Source organism: Salinispora mooreana (genome assembly GCF_000379065.1).
Lineage (GTDB): Bacteria > Actinomycetota > Actinomycetes > Mycobacteriales > Micromonosporaceae > Micromonospora > Micromonospora mooreana.
The window spans coordinates 1,988,669-2,007,222 of sequence record NZ_KB900614.1 but is presented as its reverse complement, the minus strand read 5'-3'; the positions used below and the strand labels follow the sequence as shown (position 1 = coordinate 2,007,222).

General features: G+C 70.4%; 14 protein-coding genes. 9 read left to right on the top strand and 5 right to left on the bottom strand.

Annotation, left to right across the window (positions count from 1 at the left end):
• Positions 1–18: 18 nt before the first annotated feature.
• Positions 19–2,172 carry an elongation factor G-like protein EF-G2 gene (locus tag SALPAC6_RS0109605; RefSeq protein ID WP_018253205.1) on the bottom strand — a complete coding sequence of 718 codons (2,154 nt, stop codon included), beginning with the start codon at positions 2,170–2,172 and terminating at the stop codon, positions 19–21.
• 251 nt (positions 2,173–2,423) lie between these two features.
• Here SALPAC6_RS0109605 and pgsA point away from each other — a divergent pair, with 251 nt between their 5' ends.
• The 7 genes from pgsA to SALPAC6_RS0109570 all read left to right on the top strand — a co-directional run bounded on the left by pgsA (position 2,424) and on the right by SALPAC6_RS0109570 (position 8,440).
• A complete protein-coding gene (gene pgsA, locus SALPAC6_RS0109600; RefSeq protein ID WP_018253204.1) occupies positions 2,424–3,059 on the top strand; it encodes a phosphatidylinositol phosphate synthase in 636 nt (211 codons plus the stop codon).
• Positions 3,060–3,081: 22 nt separating this feature from the next.
• Positions 3,082–4,014 (top strand): phosphatidylinositol mannoside acyltransferase, encoded by a 933-nt coding sequence (locus tag SALPAC6_RS0109595; RefSeq protein WP_018253203.1) that lies wholly within the window; start codon positions 3,082–3,084, stop codon positions 4,012–4,014.
• 16 nt (positions 4,015–4,030) lie between these two features.
• Positions 4,031–5,191, top strand: coding sequence for a glycosyltransferase family 4 protein (locus tag SALPAC6_RS0109590; RefSeq protein ID WP_018253202.1), 1,161 nt, complete (start codon positions 4,031–4,033; stop codon positions 5,189–5,191).
• Positions 5,192–5,253: 62 nt separating this feature from the next.
• Positions 5,254–5,748: a hypothetical protein gene (locus SALPAC6_RS0109585; RefSeq protein WP_018253201.1), complete on the top strand. Its 495-nt coding sequence runs from the start codon at positions 5,254–5,256 to the stop codon at positions 5,746–5,748.
• 125 nt (positions 5,749–5,873) lie between these two features.
• On the top strand, positions 5,874–6,794 hold the full coding sequence (gene pdxS, locus SALPAC6_RS0109580; protein ID WP_026189482.1) for a pyridoxal 5'-phosphate synthase lyase subunit PdxS: 921 nt from the start codon (positions 5,874–5,876) through the stop codon (positions 6,792–6,794).
• Between the two features lie 61 nt (positions 6,795–6,855).
• Positions 6,856–7,461 carry a pyridoxal 5'-phosphate synthase glutaminase subunit PdxT gene (gene pdxT, locus SALPAC6_RS0109575; RefSeq protein ID WP_018253199.1) on the top strand — a complete coding sequence of 202 codons (606 nt, stop codon included), beginning with the start codon at positions 6,856–6,858 and terminating at the stop codon, positions 7,459–7,461.
• A gap of 229 nt (positions 7,462–7,690) precedes the next feature.
• The gene (locus SALPAC6_RS0109570; RefSeq protein WP_018253198.1) at positions 7,691–8,440 is read left to right on the top strand and encodes a YebC/PmpR family DNA-binding transcriptional regulator; all 750 of its coding nucleotides are present in this window, start codon (positions 7,691–7,693) and stop codon (positions 8,438–8,440) included.
• 76 nt (positions 8,441–8,516) lie between these two features.
• On the opposite strand, the gene SALPAC6_RS0109565 is transcribed toward SALPAC6_RS0109570, so the two are convergent.
• From SALPAC6_RS0109565 to SALPAC6_RS0109550, 4 genes are all read right to left on the bottom strand, one after another.
• On the bottom strand, positions 8,517–9,578 hold the full coding sequence (locus tag SALPAC6_RS0109565) for an ABC transporter permease (protein WP_018253197.1): 1,062 nt from the start codon (positions 9,576–9,578) through the stop codon (positions 8,517–8,519).
• The gene (locus SALPAC6_RS0109560; RefSeq protein ID WP_018253196.1) at positions 9,575–10,459 is read right to left on the bottom strand and encodes an ABC transporter ATP-binding protein; all 885 of its coding nucleotides are present in this window, start codon (positions 10,457–10,459) and stop codon (positions 9,575–9,577) included. Before SALPAC6_RS0109560 ends, SALPAC6_RS0109565 begins: the two co-directional genes overlap by 4 nt.
• A gap of 89 nt (positions 10,460–10,548) precedes the next feature.
• On the bottom strand, positions 10,549–11,241 hold the full coding sequence (locus SALPAC6_RS0109555; RefSeq protein ID WP_018253195.1) for a response regulator: 693 nt from the start codon (positions 11,239–11,241) through the stop codon (positions 10,549–10,551).
• Positions 11,238–12,533 (bottom strand): sensor histidine kinase, encoded by a 1,296-nt coding sequence (locus SALPAC6_RS0109550; protein ID WP_018253194.1) that lies wholly within the window; start codon positions 12,531–12,533, stop codon positions 11,238–11,240. The genes SALPAC6_RS0109555 and SALPAC6_RS0109550 overlap by 4 nt, the downstream gene beginning before the upstream one ends.
• Before the next feature lie 444 nt (positions 12,534–12,977).
• On the opposite strand from SALPAC6_RS0109550, the gene SALPAC6_RS0109545 reads away from it, so the two are divergent.
• The gene (locus tag SALPAC6_RS0109545) at positions 12,978–14,759 is read left to right on the top strand and encodes a proline--tRNA ligase (protein WP_018253193.1); all 1,782 of its coding nucleotides are present in this window, start codon (positions 12,978–12,980) and stop codon (positions 14,757–14,759) included.
• A gap of 184 nt (positions 14,760–14,943) precedes the next feature.
• The gene (dnaE, locus tag SALPAC6_RS0109540; RefSeq protein ID WP_018253192.1) at positions 14,944–18,477 is read left to right on the top strand and encodes a DNA polymerase III subunit alpha; all 3,534 of its coding nucleotides are present in this window, start codon (positions 14,944–14,946) and stop codon (positions 18,475–18,477) included.
• The last annotated feature ends 77 nt before the right edge of the window (positions 18,478–18,554 follow it).

Sequence of the window (18,554 nt, the reverse complement as noted above, 5' to 3'; positions counted from 1 at the left end):
CGCCGTCGCGGCACTCGCTCAGCCGTGCTCCGCGCGGACCCGGTCGGCCTGGTGGCTGGGCATGGGTTCGTAGCGGGCGAACTCGCGGCGGAAGGTGCCCGTACCGGCGGTCATCGAGCGCAGCTCCACGGCGTAGCGGAGGAGTTCGGTCGCGGCCACCTCGGCGCGGACCAGCGTTCGCCCCTCGGCGGTGGTGTCGGGTTCGGTGCCGAGCACCCGGCCGTGTCGGCCGGAGAGGTCGCCCAACACCGCGCCGACCGACGCGTCGGGCACCCGGATGACCACCTCGTCAACCGGTTCCAGCAACGTCGGCTGGCCCTTGTCGGCGGCGTCCTTGAGCGCCAGCGCACCGGCGGTCTGGAACGCCGCGTCGGAGGAGTCGACGCTGTGCGCCTTTCCGTCCACGAGTGTCACCCGCAGGTCCACCAGGGGGGCGCCGGCCCTCAGTCCCCGCTCCAGCTGGGCCCGGACCCCCTTCTCCACCGACGGGATGTAGTTGTGCGGTACGGCTCCGCCCACCACCCGGCTGACGAACTCGAAGCCGGCGCCCCGGGGTAGCGGTTCCACCTCGATGTCGCAGACCGCGTACTGGCCGTGCCCGCCGGACTGCTTGACGTGCCGGCCGTGCCCCTTGGCCGGCACGGTGAACGTCTCCCGCAGGGCGACCCGCACCGGTGTCGTGTCCAGCTCCACCCCACCGCTGCGCAACCGTTCCAGCACCACGTCGGCGTGCGCCTCACCCATGCACCAGAGCACCAGCTGGCGGGTCTCGCTGTCGCGGTGCAGCCGCAGGGTGGGGTCACCGGCTACCAGCCGGGCGAGGTTGCGGGCGAGCGCGTCCTCGTCGGCCCGGGCGCGCGCCACGATCGCCACCGGCAGCAGCGGTTCCGGCATCTCCCAGGGCGCGACCAGCAGTGGGTCCTCCTTGGCCGAGATGGTGTCGCCGGTTTCCGCGCTGCCTGACTTGGTGAGCGCACAGAGGTCACCGGCGACACCGGCGGGTACCTCGCGCAGCGCCGCGCCGAGCGGTGAGTAGAGGTGGCCGACCCGCTCGTCGGCGTCGTGGTCCGGGTGGCCGCGGTCGGCGAGGCCGTGCCCGGAGACGTGCACGACCTGTTCGGGGCGGAGCGTGCCGGAGAAGACCCGGACCAGGGAAACCCGCCCCACATGCCGGTCGATGGTGGTCTTGACCACCTCGGCGACCAGTGGCCCGGCCGGGTCGCAGACCAGCGGGGGGCGGGGTGTGCCGTCCACCCCGGTGACCGCCGGGAGGTCGTGCTCCAGCGGTGCGGGGAAGGCCGCGGTGAGCACCTCCAGGAGGGCGTCGAGCCCGACCCCGGTCTGCGCGCAGACCGGCACCACGGGATAGAAGTGACCGCGCGCGACCGCCTTCTCCAGATCCTCGACGAGGATGTCGGTGCCGAGCTCGGCACCTTCGAGGTACCGGTCCATGAGGGTCTCGTCCTCGCTTTCGGCGATGATCCCCTCGATCAGTTCGTTGCGGGACTCGACGATCGCCGGCAGGTGTTCTGGGTCCGGCTGTCGCACCTCGGCGGGCAGCCCGGCGGTGTAGTCGAGGACCCGGCGGGTGATGAGTCCGAGCAGGCCGGCGGTGGAGACGCCGTCGTCACCGAGCATCGGCAGGTAGAGCGGGAGCACATTGTCGCCGAACACCCGCTGACAGAGGGCGACCGCCTCGTCGAAGTCCGCGCGCGGGTGGTCCAGCCGAGAGACGGCCACCGCTCGAGGCATGTTCACGGCCGCGCACTCCTCCCACAGCGCGGCGGTGGTGGCGTCCATCCCGTCCACAGCGGAGACGACGAAGAGCGCGGCGTCGGCGGCCCGCAGCCCCGCGCGCAGCTCGCCGACGAAGTCCGCGTAGCCGGGGGTGTCCAGCAGGTTGACCTTGATCCCGTCGTGCACGAGCGGCGCGCAGGCCAGGGTCACCGACCGTTGTTGGCGGATGGCAGCCGGATCGTGGTCGCAGGTGGTGGTGCCGTCGGTGACGTTCCCGGCGCGGCCGATCGTGCCGGTCGCCGCGAGCAACGCCTCGACCAGGGTCGTCTTGCCGGCACCGGAGTGCCCGACGAGCACCACGTTGCGGATGTCTGCCGGGTTGGTCACCGCCGGTATCGCGCCAGCGACCGCCTTGTCCTGACTCTTCTGCGCCATGGGCGCACCTCCCTCAGCCGGTGTGTGGTGGCGACCGCCGCGCGCGAGAGAAAGCGGGCTTGGGGCGGGTGCGCGGCGATATCCTCCCGGGGTACTGCTGCCAAGCGGAAACGGGACGGGCATAGCGGTGAGCTGCCTCACCTTTCTGGTTCGATCAGACACCCCGATGCCCGTACGGCACAAGTTCCCTCGGGCGGGTCGCCCGACCGTCCGTACCGTTGCGGGTACCGGACCGTTATCGTGGGACCGCCATGGCGAAGATCTTCCAAGTGACGGCCCGTGCGGGCATGACCCGCGTCGTCGAACCGGTCGCACGCCGCCTGCTTCGTGCCGGCGTGACCCCCAACACGGTTACCGTGACGGGCACCCTCGGGGTGCTCGTCGGAGCACTCGGCTTCGGAGCCCGCGGTCATCTCGTCGCCGGTGCGTTGATCGTCACCGTCTTCGCCCTCACCGATCTGCTGGACGGGACGATGGCCCGGATGAGCGGTGGCTCCACCCGGTTCGGGGCGTTCCTCGACTCGAGCATGGACCGGGTCGCCGACAGCGCGGTCTTCGGTGCGGTGGCCTACTACCTCGCCACCGAGGGCGACCACGCGGGGGTAGCCGCCGCGCTGCTCTGTCTGGCCGCCGGCGGGCTCGTCTCGTACGTCAAGGCGCGGGCCGAAGGGCTTGGCCTGACCTGCAACGTGGGCATCGCCGAACGTACGGAGCGGCTGCTGATCGTCGGTGTCGGGGGGCTGCTGGCCGGGCTGGGCCTGAAGGCCGCACTGCCGGTCGCGCTCTGGCTGCTCGCCGCGGTCTCGATCTTCACGGTGGGGCAGCGGATGGCCCACGTGTACCGGCAGGCCCAGCAGCTCCCCACCGCCTCGGGCGGACAGAGGTGAGGGCGTTCGAGGGGCGGGGCCGGTGAACCTCACCGAGCTGGCCTACCTCGCCGGGTGGCGTGCGGTACGCGCACTGCCCCGGCCGGTGGCGGCCACCGTCTTCCGGGCGGGCGCCGACCACACTCATCGCCGCGGCGGTGGGGGCGCGGCGCGGCTTCGCGCCAACCTGCGCCGGGTGGTGGGTCCGGAGGTCTCCGAGGCCGAGCTGGACGGGTTGGTGCGGGCCGGGCTGCGCTCCTACGCCCGGTACTGGATGGAGACGTTCCGACTGCCAACGCTGAGCCGGGACGAGCTGCTTGCCGGATTTCGGCTGGACCGCAAGGAACAGCTCGCCGCGGATGTAGCCGCCGGCCGGGGCGCGATCGTGGCGTTGCCGCACTCCGGCAACTGGGACATGGCGGGTGCCTGGGTCGCGGCGATGGGCTGGCCGATCGCCACTGTCGCCGAGCGGCTCAAGCCCGAGGGGATCTACCAGCGTTTCCTCGCGTTCCGGCGGGCTCTCGGGATGGAGATCCTCCCCACCCACGGGGGCGAACGGCCCGCTTTCGACGTGCTGGTCGACCGGGTGAAAGCCGGCTATGTGGTGCCGCTGCTCGCCGACCGGGACCTCTCGGCCCGCGGCGTGAATGTCGACTTCTTCGGTTCCCCCACCCGGATGCCGCCCGGCCCGGCCCTGCTGGCGCTCCGCACCGGTGCGCCGCTCTACGTCGCCTCCTTGTGGTACGAGCCGGAGGTCGCGTGTGCCACGATCGAGGGGCCGCTGGAGCTACCCGGTCCCGAGCAGGGCCCGCTCGACGTACGGGTGCGGATGTTGGCCCAGCGGGTCGCCGACGGTCTGGCGGCGGGCGTAGCCCGACATCCGCAAGACTGGCACATGTTGCAACGGATGTGGCTGGACCAACGCGCCACACCGAACGGCGCGGGGCAGCCCTCGCCGCCCACCGGACAGGTCTGAGGGGAGGGGCGCCAACGTGCGGATCGGCATCGTGTGCCCGTACTCCCTGGATGTGCCCGGCGGCGTGCAGAACCACGTGATGGACCTCGCCGAGGCGCTGATCGGGCTCGGGCACGAGGTGAGCGTCCTGGCCCCCGCGGACGAGGAGTCGGAGCTACCGCCGTATGTGGTGCCGGCGGGTCGGGCGGTTCCGCTGCCGTACAACGGCTCGGTGGCACGGATTGCCTTCGGCCCGGTCTCCACCGCACGGGTCCGCCGTTGGATCAACCGGGGCGACTTCGACGTGCTGCACGTGCACGAGCCGCTGACGCTGAGCCTGTCGATGCTCGCCGTGCTCTGCGCGCGGGGGCCGGTGGTGGCGACCTTCCACACGGCGATGACGCGTTCCCGGGTGCTCGCCGCCGCCCAGGGGGTGCTCCAGATCGTGCTGGAGCGCATCACCGCCCGGATCGCGGTGAGTGCCCTGGCCCGCAAGGTGCAGGTGGAGCACATGGACGGCGGAGCGGTGGAGATCCCGAACGGGGTGGCCGTCGCGAAGTTCGCCGAGGCCCAGCCGCTGCCGGGCTGGCCGGGGCCGTGCACTCCCGGCGAGGGCGGCACGATCGGTTTCCTCGGCCGCTTCACCGAAGCCCGCAAGGGTTTCCCGGTGCTGCGGGACGCGTTTGTGTCGTTGGCCGGGGAGCGTCCGGGGCTGCGCCTGCTGGTCGCCGGTCCCGGTGATCCGGACGACCTGTACGGCCAGTTCCCGGCCGAGCTGCGGGACCGCATCACCTTTCTTGGGCTGGTCTCCGAGGCGGACAAGGCGCGGATGCTGCGCAGTGTCCATCTCTACGTGGCACCGAACATGGGCGGGGAGTCGTTCGGCATGATCCTCACCGAGGCGCTCGCGGCGGGGACCGCTGTCGTGGCGAGCGATCTCGACGCGTTTCGCCGGGTGTTGGACCGGGGTCGCGCCGGCCGCCTGTTCCGTACCGGCTATCCGGAGGCGCTGCGGGCGGCGCTGGCCGACCTCCTGGACGACGCGGACGCGCGGGCCGCGCTGGCCGCCTACGCGGATCAGGTGGTGACGACCTTTGACTGGCCCACGGTTGCCCGCCGGATTCTCGAGGTGTACGCAGCCGCGATGGAGGCCGCTGACGGCCGGGTGATCGACCAGGAGTGGGTGGGGCTGGGCTGACCGTTGGGACGGCGGTACCGGGAGGCGGCGGAGGGGATCGGAGCAGCACTACGATGCCGGGCATGTGGTGGTTGGTGGGGGCGACGCTGGTCGGCGCGCTGCTGGCGACGTACCTCGTCTGGACCGCCGGCCGGGTCGAGCGGTTGCAGGACCGCGCGGAGCTCGCGGCCCGGGCGCTCGACGCCCACCTGCTGCGCCGGGCGGCGACCGCCGCGGTGCTCGCCGAGCGTCGTTACGGCGTCGAGTTGTACGCGGCGGCCCGCGTCGCCCTGGACGTTCGTCCGGACGAGCGGGAGGCCGCCGAGAACGATCTCACCCGGCAGCTGCGGGCGTTGCAGCTCGACCGCGGCGATCCGGACACCGAGGCCGTCATCGCCGCCAGTCGGCGGCTGGCCCTGGCCCGTCAGGTGCACACGGATCTGGTCCGGGACGCCCGCGCGGCCCGGAGTCGGCCGCTGGTGCGGCTGTTGCGGATGGGGCGCCGGCGTCCGTGGCCGCGGTACTTCGACATCGACGAACCGACGCTGGCCGCCCCCGAGGGCATAGTCGAGGACTGACCGGGTACGTGATGCCGGACACAGGGCAGGCCACCATGGGTCTGATTGGCTGTCGGGCTGCCGGGGTGGCTCCTCGTAGCATGCGCACCAGCCACTCTCGTGCACGTCCCTAGGAGCGATGAACCGTGCCCGATACCCAGACTTCGAATTCTTCCACCAATGCCCCGGTTACCGGCACCGCGCACGTGAAGCGGGGGATGGCCGAGATGCTCAAGGGCGGCGTGATCATGGATGTGGTCACCGCGGAGCAGGCCAAGATCGCTGAGGACGCCGGTGCGGTCGCGGTGATGGCCCTGGAGCGGGTCCCCTCGGACATCCGCGCCCAGGGCGGGGTCTCCCGGATGAGCGATCCGGACATGATTGACAGCATCATGGACGCGGTCTCGATTCCGGTCATGGCCAAGGTCCGGATCGGCCACTTCGTGGAGGCGCAGATCATCCAGTCGCTCGGTGTCGACTATGTTGACGAGTCGGAGGTACTGACCCCGGCGGACTACGCGAACCACATCGACAAGTGGGCCTTCACGGTGCCGTTCGTCTGTGGCGCGACCAATCTGGGCGAGGCGCTGCGGCGGATCACCGAGGGTGCGGCCATGATCCGGTCGAAGGGCGAGGCCGGCACCGGCGACGTCTCCAACGCCACCACCCACATGCGGGGGATTCGCACCGAGATCCGCCGGCTCCAGTCCCTGCCCACCGACGAGCTCTACGTGGCTGCCAAGGAGCTCCAGGCCCCGTACGAGTTGGTCAAGGAGATCGCCGAGACGGGCAAGCTGCCGGTGGTGCTCTTCACCGCCGGTGGTATCGCGACTCCGGCCGACGCCGCCATGATGATGCAGCTCGGCGCCGAGGGGGTCTTCGTCGGCTCCGGCATCTTCAAGTCCGACAACCCGGCCCACCGGGCCGCCGCGATCGTCAAGGCCACCACCTTCCACGACGACCCGGAGACGCTGGCCAAGGTCTCCCGTGGGCTCGGCGAGGCGATGGTCGGCATCAACGCCGGCACCCTCTCGCAGTCGGACCGCCTGGCCGAGCGCGGCTGGTGAGGGGAGCGCAGCCCCGGTCAAGGCCGCCGGGGCTGCTCGCCACCCTCCGGAAGGAGTGAACATGACGGCACCCGTCATCGGTGTGCTCGCGCTGCAGGGCGATGTCCGGGAGCACACGGCCGCGCTGGCGGCCGCGGGTGCGCACGCCCGCCCGGTCCGCCGCCCCACGGAGCTGGAGACGGTTGACGGGCTGGTCATCCCGGGGGGCGAGTCCACCACGATCAGCAAGCTGGCCGACCTCTTCGACCTGCGGGAGCCGATCGACAAGCGGATCGCCGACGGCATGCCCGTCTACGGCTCCTGCGCCGGCATGATCATGTTGGCGAGTGAGGTACTCGACGGCCGATCCGACCAGCGCGGCTTCGCCGGCATCGAGATGACTGTCCGGCGCAACGCGTTCGGGCGGCAGGTCGCCTCGTTCGAGGCACCGGTGAGCATGGCCGGCATCGACGGCGGCCCGCTCAACGTGCTGTTCATCCGGGCGCCCTGGGTCGAGCGCGTCGGCCGGGGCGTCGAGGTGCTCGGCACGGTGACCGAGGGCCCGGCGGCGGGTCGGATCGTCGCGGTCCGCCAGGGAAACCTGCTGGCGACCGCGTTCCATCCCGAGCTGACCGGCGACGGGCGCCTGCACGCGTACTTCGCGGACCTGGTCCGCGCCGCTCTCTGATCGGCCTCCCGGTGAGCCCCGCCGGGTCGTGCCACCCACGGCGCGACCCGGCGGGGCCGTGCGGCGCTGACGCGTGGCTGCCGTCCACCGGTAGGATTGCCGGGATTCGGCAGGGCCAGCTCTCCGCCGCGGCTTCCACCAGAGCCGACCGGCACTCTCCGCGTACGCCGGCGGGAGCGGGCGAGTGCGGTGCGTCGATGCAGACGGCGGGTAGCAACGGAGGTAGCTGATGTCCGGCCACTCAAAGTGGGCGACGACCAAGCACAAGAAGGCGGTCATCGACGCCAAGCGCGGCAAGATGTTCGCCAAGCTGATCAAGAATGTCGAGGTCGCGGCGCGGACCGGTGGCGGTGACCCGGCTGGTAACCCGACGCTCTACGACGCGATCCAGAAGGCCAAGAAGAACTCGGTCCCCAACGACAATATCGACCGCGCGGTCAAGCGGGGCTCTGGCCTCGAGTCCGGTGGTGCCGATTACCAGACGGTCATGTACGAGGGCTACGGGCCCAACGGTGTCGCGCTGCTGATCGAGTGTCTGACGGACAACCGGAACCGCGCCGCCACCGAGGTGCGGACCGCCCTGACCCGCAACGGCGGCTCGTTCGCCGATGCCGGTTCGGTGTCGTACCTGTTCCACCGCAAGGGCGTGGTGATCGTGGCCAAGGCCGGCACCACCGAGGACGACGTGATGCTCGCCGTTCTGGACGCGGGTGCCGAGGAGGTCAACGACCTGGGTGAGGCGTTCGAGGTGCTCTCCGAGCCGGGTGACCTGGTCGCGGTGCGGACCGCGTTGCAGGACGCCGGCATCGAGTACGAGTCGGCGGAGTCCTCGCTCGTCCCGAGCATGAGCGTCCCGGTGGACGAGGAGGGCGCTCGGAAGGTCCTCAAGCTGATTGATGTGCTGGAGGACTGCGACGACGTGCAGAACGTCTTCGCGAATTTTGACGCCTCCGACGAACTGCTCGCGAAGCTCGGCTGACCCGCCGTTGGTCGTACGGACCCCGTGGATCCGGCCCGAGCCGGATCCACGGGGTGGGCTGCTGCCGGGGCGGGACTCAGCCCACCGTCTCTCGTTCCCGCCAGGCCGTCCGGAGCGAGGTGTTGCCGTTGGTCCGCAGCAGCGACCCCTCGTACACCCGGGCACCGGCGGCCAGGACGGCGAGCGCGGTGACCAGTAGCAGGGCCAGGGACAGCGGAGGCTCCCAGCCGGCGGCGTCCCCGGTGAACAGCCGGAGCGGCATCGCGGTCGGCGCCGAGAACGGCACGTAGGACAGCACCTGCATGGCGAACGCGTTGTCGCTGAGGAAGACCACCCCGAAGAACGGGATCATCACCACCAACTGCACCGGCATGGCCACCGTGCCGATGTCTTCCAGTCGGCTGACCAGGGCTCCCGCCGCCGCCCACAGCGCGGCGATCAGGACGAAGCCGAGCAGGAAGTAGGGCAGGAACCAGCCGATCGCTGGCCCGAGTAGGTCCAGCAGCTCGCTGTCACCAAAGAGTCGCAAGCCCACGACCGTGACGAGCGCCACCAGCGCTATCTGCCCCAGGGCCAGCACGGTGCCGGCGATCATCTTGCCGAGGAGCAGGGCTCGTACCGACACGGCGGCCACCAGGATCTCGACGATCCGGGTCTGTTTCTCCTCGATGATGCTCTGCGCGATCTGCACGCCGAAGGTCTGGGACGTGAGGAGGAAGACGAACGCGAAGACGAACGGCACCAGGAAGGCCCCCGGTGGTTCCGCCGGGGCGGGGTTCAGCAACCGCACCGGAGGTTCGACGCTGAGCGCCGACACGACGTCGGCGGGAGCCTGGTCCCGCGCGAGGACCGTTGGCCCGGCGACCACCGCCGCGTCGGTGTCGCCGTCCCGAACCGCCCGTTCGGCGGCGGTGTCGTCGGGCACCTCGCGGACCTCGAGTCCGGCAGCGCGCAGTTGGGCCGAGATCTCCGGCGTGGCGGCCACCGTGGCGGGGCCGCCGGAGAGCAGTGACGGCAGCGTCGTCGCGGCGGCGGCGGCGAGCAGGAAGATCAGCGTACTGAGGAGAAAGGTGCGGTCGCGCAGTTTGGCCCGGACTTCGCGGGCCGCGACCAGCTGGGTGGCGGCGAGGGTGTTCACAGGGCGACCTCCCGGAAGATATCGGCCAGCGACGGGACGACGGGTCGGAACTCGCGGACGGGACCGCGGGCGAGCGCGGCGTGGAGCACCGGTTGCTCATCCGCCCCGCGGGGCAGTTCGAACACGGCGCGGGCGCCCTCGAGCTCGACCAGGGTCACGCCCGGGTGGTCGCGTAGCCAGCCGGCGTCCTGCTCCACCACCAGTTCGTAGCGGGGCGCGGTGTGGGTGGCCCGTAGCTGCGCTCGGCTGCCGGCGGCGCGGATCGTCCCCGCGCTGATGATCACCAAGTCGTCGCAGAGCCGCTCCACCACGTCCAGCTGGTGGCTGGAGAAGAGCACCGGTACCCCAGCGCTGGCCCGTTCCTTCAGCACGTCGACGACCGTGTCCACGGCCAGTGGGTCAAGGCCGGAGAAGGGCTCGTCAAGCACCAGCACCTCGGGGTCGGCGACCAGCGCGGCGACGATCTGGGCGCGTTGCTGGTTGCCCAGCGACAGCTTCTCCAGCAGGTCGTTGCGGCGTTCGGCCAGACCGACCCGTTCCAACAACGTATCGGTGTTGCGCGCCGCCGCCGACGCGGTCATTCCGTGCAACCGGGCCAGGTAGATGAGTTGTTCCCGGACCGCCATCTTCGGGTACAGGCCGCGTTCTTCCGGCATGTACCCGAAGCGCCGACGGACCGCCCGGGTCAGTGGCACCCCCCGCCAGGTCACCTGGCCGGCGTCGGCGGCGAGTACGCCGAGGATGATGCGCATCGTGGTGGTCTTGCCGGCACCGTTGCCGCCAACGAAGCCGGTCATTCGACCGGCTTCCGCGCCGAAGGACACATTCTGGAGCACGCGTCGGCCACCGAAGCTGCGGTCAACGCCGTCGAGTCGGAGCATGTTTGTCACGCTGGCCACGCTAGATCGCCTCGCGTCCCGCGCCGTCCCCCTACAGGTGGGCGATCGACTCCACCCAGCGACGGAGGCGGTCACCTCCCCGGCCGCACCACCCCGTGTTCGTACGCGAAGACCACCGCCTGCACCCGGTCCCGCAGGCCGAGTTTGGCCAGCAACCGACTGACGTGGGTCTTCACGGTGGCCTCGCCGAGGCGTAGGGTGGCCGCGATTTCGGCGTTGCTCGCCCCGGAGGCGACCAGAACCAGCACCTCGTGCTCCCGTGGCGTGAGATCCGGCAGCGCCACCGCCGCCGTCGTTGGTTCGCCGCTCGACCTGGCGAAGGCGGCGATCACTCGCCGGGTGAGTTCGGGGGCGATGAGGCCATCGCCGCGGGCGACCACCCGGATCGCCGCCACGAGCGCCTCCGGCGTGCCGTTTTTCAGCAGGAATCCGCTGGCTCCGGCGCGCAGTGCGGCGAACAGATAGTCATCCCGGTCGAAGGTGGTGAGGATCAACACCGCCGGAGCGTTCGGTCGGTCCACCTCCGCGACGATCCGTCGGGTGGCCTCCAGCCCGTCGACCCGGGGCATCTCCACGTCCATCAGGACCACGTCTGGGCGGAGCGCCCTGGCCATGCTCACCGCCCGTTCGCCGTCCGCGGCCTCCCCGACGACGTGCATGTCGCTCTCCACCTCGAGGATGACCCGGAACCCGGTCCGCACGAGGTGGTGGTCGTCGGCGAGCAGGATCCGGATGGCCCGGCTGGTCGCCGGCTCGGCGGTCACGCCGTCTGCCGTTCGGTCAGCGACAGCGGGAAGCGGGTCCGGACCCGCCAGCCGCCGACGGCGCGGGGGCCTACCTCCAGCGTGCCACCATGGGCGGCGACCCGCTCTCGCATGCCGACCAGGCCCATTCCGTCCGCATTCGTCGTGCCGCTGCTGCGGCCGTCGTCGGTCACGTCCACCTCCACCTCGTGTGCCAGGTAGCGGATCCGCACGTCCAGTGCGGTCGCCGCAGCGGCGTGCTTGAGCGTGTTCGTCACTGCTTCCTGCACGATCCGGTACGTCGCCTGGGAGATCGATTCCGGGATCGGCACCGGGTCGCCGTACACCCCCAGCGTGGCTTCTATCCCGGTCTCGCGCGCCCGCTCGACCACGGTGGCGACCCGGCTGATTCCGGCGGGTGGCTCGACGGTGTCCAGCTCGTGGTTGCGGGCCCGCAGCACGCCGAGCATCCGCCGGAGCTCGTCCACCGCCGTGCGGGCCGACTCTTCGACCGCGGCCAGTGCGGTGCGGGCCTTGGCCGGATCCCGGTCGAGGACCCGGCGGCAGGCGGCGGCCTGCACCCCCATCACCGAGACGTGGTGGGCGACGACGTCATGCAGTTCCCGGGCGATCCGCACCCGCTCATCGACCGCAGCGTGCGCTCTGACCTCGGCCTGTGACCGGCGTAGCTCGTCGGCCTGCGCCTGGAGTTCGTGCTCGCGTCGGGCGGCCAGCCAGGCGATCTCACCGAAGAAGTAGGCGAAACCGAAGAAGAGGATGTTGAGGAGGGCATCGCTGAGCACCGCGGCGATCAGTGGGGGGATCGGTCCCACGGCGTTGGCGAACGCCTCGGGGGGTGGGTCCGCCAGCAGACTACTTCCCAGATTGACCGAGTACCAGATGCCGAGCCAACCGAACATGGCGGCGATCACGCCGATCCGAATCCGACGGGTGAGGCGGCGGTCCTGCCCCCAGGCGCCGAGGGTGTAGATGGCCGTGAAGAGTACCCCCGTGGTGACCCGCATCTCCGGTGCGGAGCGGGCCTGTGCCGCGACGAACGCGACCGAGATGACCAGCGTCGTCGTTACGGGGAATCGTCGCCGCCAGATCAGCGGTAGGCCCACCGCGACGGCCCAGAGTAGCTGTTCCGTGAACGACGGTGGCGGGCCGAGCAGGAACAGACCCGTGCCGCGGGTGAGGGTGAGGCTGGTTATGGCCAGCACGGTCACGGCCAGCCCCACGACGAGGTCCCGCCGCTGCTGCTCCGGGGTCGGCCCGGGCCGCCGCCAGTGCGTCCCCGTCGTGGTGTCCATGGGTCGAAGATGCTATCTCGCCGGTCCGGCGTTGCTCCCGGCACGGGACCGATGCCGGGACCGGTCTCTCCGTGTGGCTCGCCGGAGGGGTGCCGGCGGTCGGGGGAGTTTTCCGTTACAGTCGCAGTGGTTGATGTGGAGGGTGGGCGTTGATGAGCGGCATCGAGCGGGGCGGGCCGAGCCCGGCGCTCGTGGTGCCCGCCGGCCCGCCGGCACCTCGACCTACTCCGCCGGCGCCCCGCTGAGCGACGCTCCGTCCTCGGCTGGTGGTCGCGCCGGCAACCCTTCCGGCGACTAAGCCCTTCCGGCGGTTGGTCCGCTTCGCGCCCAGCGCTCTTCCGCAGCTTCCCACGCTCACGCCCTGGGTTCATTCACCGGATAGCCCCCGGGCCACTTCGTTCCCTGAGCAGCACCATCCTGATTTGTGAGGACATCTCCATGAAAATGTCGACCATGTTCGGCGGTACCCTGCACACCGCGCCGGGTCGTTCCGAGTCCGAGGGACACCTGCTGCTCCAACGGGCCGCCATGCTGCGGCAGGTCGGGCAGGGCATCTTTGCCTATCTTCCGCTCGGCTGGCGCACCATCCGCAAGATCGAGGCACTGCTGCGCGCGGAGTTGGAGCGGGTCGGGGGACAGGAGGTCTCGATGCCGGTGGTGAATCCGGCGGAGCTGTGGAAGCAGTCCGGCCGATACTTCACGATCGGCCCGGAGCTGGCCCGCTTCCGGGATCGTCGCGGCCGGGACCTGGTCCTGGCGATGACCCACGAGGAGTTGGTGACCTTCCTCGGCCGGTCGGAGATCGAGTCCTACCGCCAGCTGCCGCGGCTGGTGTTTCAGCTCCAGACGAAGTTCCGGGACGACCCGCGTCCGCGGGCCGGCCTGATCCGGGTACGGGAGTTCGTCATGAAGGACGCGTACAGCTTCGACGCGGACGCGGTGGGGCTGGCGCAGCGGTACCGGACGCAGTATCAGGCGTACCTCACCATCTTCCGGCGGTGCGGGCTGCCGGTCTCGGCGGTCCTCTCCGATGTGGGCATGATGGGCGGCAGCCTGGCCCACGAGTTCGTGTACCTCACCCCGATCGGCGAGGACACCCTGCTGATCTGTGACTCCTGTGGCTTCGCCGCCAACCGGGAGGCCGCCACCTTCGGCAAGCCGGCGCCGTCCACCGCGCCGTGGGCGGAGTTGGCGGAGATCGCCACCCCGGGGGCCACCACCATCGCGGCGCTGACGGCGGTGCTGGGCGTGCCGGCGGCCGAGACCGCCAAGGCGATCTTCCTGGCCGCGTCGCGGGAGGAGCGCGACCCGGCGGCGAGCACCGAGTTCATCCTGGCGGTCGTCCGGGGCGACATGGAGGCGAACGAGACCAAGATCGGTAACCTCGTGCAGGCGGCGGAGCTGCGTCCGATGACCGAGGCGGAGATCTCCACGATCGGCGCAGTGGCCGGTTACGGCTCGCCGGTCGGGGTGACGGGCGTGACTGTCGTCGTTGACGAGCTGGTCGCCGCGTCCACGAACCTGGTCGCGGGCGCCAACCGGGAGGGCATGCACCTGCGCAACGTCAACGTGGGGCGGGATTTCGTCGCCGATCACGTCGGCGACATCACCGCCGCCCGGGCCGGTGACGCCTGCGCGGAGTGCGGCAGCGCACTGCGTACCGCCCGAGGGGTCGAGGTGGGGCAGATCTTCCAGCTCGGTACCCGCTACTCGGCCGCCCTCGGCGCGGAGTACCTCGACGCTGACGGCCAGCGTAAGCCGGTGGCCATGGGCTGCTACGGCATCGGTGTGGGGCGGTTGCTCGCCTGCCTCGCGGAGGAGCACCGAGACGAGCGGGGGCTGCGGCTCCCGGTCACCGTCGCGCCGTACCAGGTGCACCTCACCCTCCTCGACGACCTGGCCTCCGTCGCCGGTGAGCTGGCCCGGCGGTTCTACGACGAGCTCTGGGCGGCCGGAGTGGAGGTGCTCTTCGACGACCGGGCCGAGCGGGCCGGCGTCAAGTTCGCCGACGCGGACGTGATCGGTCTGCCGCTGCGGCTCACCATCGGTCGGCGCAGCGTCGCCGACGGTGTGGCCGAGATACGGGAGCGGGTGACCGGGGTCACGACGCAGGTGCCCTTCGCCGAGGTGGTGGCCGAGTTGGTCCGGCGGATCGCCGCCCTGCGGGCCGACATCGACGCGACGGTGGTCCCGGTGGAGCTGCCGGCCGAGGTGTTCGCGGACTGATCCGCCGGCGGCGGATCCGGCGGTGTCGGCCCTGGCCTCGGGGCGGCACCGCCGGGGTGCCTTCCCGGCACCGCGCCGCCCGGCCGAGCGCACCGCGCGGCTCGCTGGAGGTGTGTCGGCGGCCAGGGATAGGGTGGGCCGACCGTTCTTCTCACCCACCCATGAAGCGACCCGGGGGCCACGCATGGGCGATTCGTTCGCGCATCTGCACGTGCACACTGAGTATTCGATGCTCGACGGTGCGGCCCGGCTGAAGGACTTGTTCGCCGAGGTCAACCGGCAGGGGATGCCCGCCGTGGCGATGACCGACCACGGCAACATGCACGGCGCGAACGACTTCTACAAGCAGGCGATGGCGGCCGGCGTCACACCGATCCTGGGGATCGAGGCGTACGTCGCGCCGGAGTCGCGGTTCCACAAGAAGCGGGTGCGCTGGGGGAGGCCGGAGCAGAAGAGCGACGACGTCTCCGGTAGCGGTGGTTACACCCACATGACCATCTGGGCGAAGAACAAGGTCGGTCTGCACAACCTGTTCAAGCTGACCAGCCGCTCCTTCACCGAGGGGTTCTTCGTCAAGTGGCCGCGGATGGACGCGGAGCTGCTCGCCGAGCACTCCGAGGGGTTGATCGCCACCACCGGCTGCCCCTCCGGCGAGGTGCAGACCCGGCTCCGGTTGGACCAGTACGACGAGGCGCTGAAGGCCGCCGCGAGATACCAGGACATCTTCGGCAAGGAGAACTTCTTCCTTGAGGTGATGGACCACGGCATCGACATCGAACGCCGGGTGCGCCAGGAGCTGACCGAGATCTCCCACAAGCTGGATATCCCGCCGGTGGTGACCAACGACTCGCACTACACATACCAGGCGCAGTCCGAGGCGCACGACGTGCTGCTCTGCGTGCAGACCGCGGCGAACGTCGCCGATCCGAACCGGTTCCGGTTCGACGGCAGCGGCTACTACATCAAGTCCGCCGACGAGATGCGCGCCGTCGACTCCTCCGACCTGTGGCTCGCGGGCTGTCGGAACACCCTGTTGGTCGCGGAGATGGTCGACCCGGCCGGGATGTTCGACTTCCGGAACCTGATGCCGGTCTTCCCGGTGCCGGAGGGGGAGACCGACGAGTCCTGGTTCCGCAAGGAGACGTTCAAGGGGCTCGCCCGCCGCTTCCCGAACGGCGTCCCGGAGACCCACGTCAAGCAGGCCGAATATGAGCTGGGCGTCATCATCCAGATGGGGTTCCCGTCCTACTTCCTCGTGGTGGCCGACTTCATCCAGTGGGCCAAGAACGAGGGAATCGCCGTGGGGCCGGGCCGCGGTTCGGCCGCCGGTTCGCTCGTCGCCTACGCCCTCGGCATCACCGACCTGGACCCGTTGCCACACGGTCTGATCTTCGAGCGGTTCCTCAACCCCGAGCGGGTCTCGATGCCGGATGTCGACATCGACTTCGACGAGCGTCGGCGCGGTGAAGTGATCAAATACGTCACGGAGAAGTGGGGCGAGGACAAGGTCGCCCAGATCGCGACCTTCGGCACGATCAAGGCGAAGGCCGCGATCAAGGACTCGGCGCGGGTGCTCGGCTACCCGTACGCGGTCGGCGACCGGATCACCAAGGCGATGCCCCCGGCGGTGATGGGTAAGGACATCCCGCTGACCGGCATCTTCGACCCGAAGCACTCCCGGTACGCGGAGGCCGGCGAGATCCGTGGTCTCTACGAGTCCGACCCGGACGTCAAGAAGGTCATCGACACGGCGCGCGGGATCGAGGGGCTGATCCGGCAGACGGGGGTGCACGCCGCCGGGGTCATCATGTCCGCCGAGCCGATCGTCGACCACATCCCGTTGATGCGTCGGGACGCCGACGGGGCGATCATCACGCAGTTCGACTACCCGACCTGCGAGTCGCTCGGGCTGCTGAAGATGGACTTCCTCGGCCTGCGCAACCTGACCATCATCGACGACGCGCTGAAGAACATCGAGAGTAACCACGGGCGCACCGTCGACCTGCTCCAGCTGCCGCTGGACGACAAGCCGACCTACGAGCTGCTGTCCCGGGGCGACACCCTGGGCGTGTTCCAGCTCGATGGCGGGCCGATGCGGTCGCTGCTGCGGACGATGAAACCGGACAACTTCGAGGACATCTCCGCCGTTCTGGCGCTGTACCGGCCGGGCCCGATGGGCGCCAACTCACACACCAACTACGCGCTGCGGAAAAACGGCCTCCAGGAGATCACCCCGATCCACCCGGAGCTGGCCGAACCACTGGAGGAGATCCTCGGCCCCACCTACGGCCTGATCGTCTACCAGGAGCAGGTGCAGCGTGCCGCCCAGGTCCTCGCCGGCTACAGCCTCGGCAAGGCCGACCTGCTGCGCCGGGCGATGGGTAAGAAGAAGAAGGAGGTCCTCGACAAGGAGTTCGTGCCGTTCCGCGACGGCATGCGCGGCAACGGCTACTCCGACGAGGCCATCCAGACCCTGTGGGACATCCTCGTCCCCTTCGCCGACTACGCGTTCAACAAGGCCCACACCGCGGGGTACGGCCTGGTGTCGTACTGGACCGGCTACCTCAAGGCGAACTATCCGGCCGAGTACATGGCGGCGTTGCTCACCTCGGTGGGCGACGACAAGGACAAGATGGCGCTCTACCTGTCGGAGTGCCGCCGGATGGGCATCCAGGTGCTCCCGCCGGATGTGAACACCTCGGCCGGGCCCTTCACCCCGGTCGGCCGGGACATCCGGTTCGGCCTGGCCGCGATCCGCAACGTCGGCGCGAACGTGGTCAGCGCGATCATGCGCTGCCGGGGGGAGAAGGGCGCCTACGCCGACTTCTACGACTTCCTGTCCAAGGTGGAGGCGGTCGTCTGCAACAAGAAGACCATTGAGTCCCTGATCAAGGCAGGCGCGTTCGACTCGCTCAACCATTCCCGCCGGGGCCTGCTCACGGTGCACGCCGACGCCATCGACGCGTACGCCGACGTCAAACGCAAGGAGGCTGTCGGCCAGTACGACCTCTTCGGCGCCGGGTTCGCCGACACCGACGCCGGACAGAGCACCACGGTGATGCCGGTCATCGGCGAGGGGGAGTGGGACAAGCGGGAGAAGCTCGCCTTCGAGCGCGAGATGCTCGGCCTCTACGTCTCCGACCATCCGCTGTTCGGGCTGGAGCATGTGCTCGGTGCGGCGGCCGACACCACCATCGCGGCCCTCTCCGAGGAGGGGACCGTCCCCGACGGGACGGTGGTGACCCTCGCGGGCATCCTCTCCGGAGTGCAGCGCCGGGTCACCAAGCAGGGCCGGGCGTGGGCGTCGGCGACGCTGGAGGACCTGGCCGGCGGGGTGGAGACGCTGTTCTTCCCCAACACCTACGAGGTGATCGGGGAGTACATCGCCGAGGACGCGATCGTGGTGGTCAAGGGGCGGGTCGACCGCCGGGACGACACCCCGCGGATCATGGCCATGGACATGTCGATTCCGGATGTCAGCAGCAACTCGGCGAACAAGCCGGTCACCCTCACCATCCCGGTGACCCGCTGCACGCCGCCGTTGGTGGAGCGGCTCAAGGAGACCCTGGTGCTGCATCCCGGCGACGCGGAGGTGCACGTCAAGCTCCTCAACGGCAGCAAGGTGACCCGGCTGCGCCTCGGCCCGTTCCGGGTGGCACCGACGACCGCCCTGATGGCCGACCTGAAGAGCGTCCTGGGCCCGGCCAACGTGGGCTGACCTCGACCGCCCGGTGCCGGGGGCCGCCCGCGCCGAATTGGTCCTCTGCGGCGGCAGGCCCGGTCGCTAGCGTCGGC

Coding starts and splice junctions, on each gene's coding strand:
- SALPAC6_RS0109605 (WP_018253205.1), bottom strand. CDS start 2,172: ATGGCGCAGAAGAGTCAGGACAAGGCGGTCGCTGGCGCGATACCGGCG.
- pgsA (WP_018253204.1), top strand. CDS start 2,424: ATGGCGAAGATCTTCCAAGTGACGGCCCGTGCGGGCATGACCCGCGTC.
- SALPAC6_RS0109585 (WP_018253201.1), top strand. CDS start 5,254: ATGTGGTGGTTGGTGGGGGCGACGCTGGTCGGCGCGCTGCTGGCGACG.
- pdxT (WP_018253199.1), top strand. CDS start 6,856: ATGACGGCACCCGTCATCGGTGTGCTCGCGCTGCAGGGCGATGTCCGG.
- SALPAC6_RS0109570 (WP_018253198.1), top strand. CDS start 7,691: ATGTCCGGCCACTCAAAGTGGGCGACGACCAAGCACAAGAAGGCGGTC.
- SALPAC6_RS0109560 (WP_018253196.1), bottom strand. CDS start 10,459: ATGCTCCGACTCGACGGCGTTGACCGCAGCTTCGGTGGCCGACGCGTG.
- SALPAC6_RS0109550 (WP_018253194.1), bottom strand. CDS start 12,533: ATGGACACCACGACGGGGACGCACTGGCGGCGGCCCGGGCCGACCCCG.
- SALPAC6_RS0109545 (WP_018253193.1), top strand. CDS start 12,978: ATGTCGACCATGTTCGGCGGTACCCTGCACACCGCGCCGGGTCGTTCC.
- dnaE (WP_018253192.1), top strand. CDS start 14,944: ATGGGCGATTCGTTCGCGCATCTGCACGTGCACACTGAGTATTCGATG.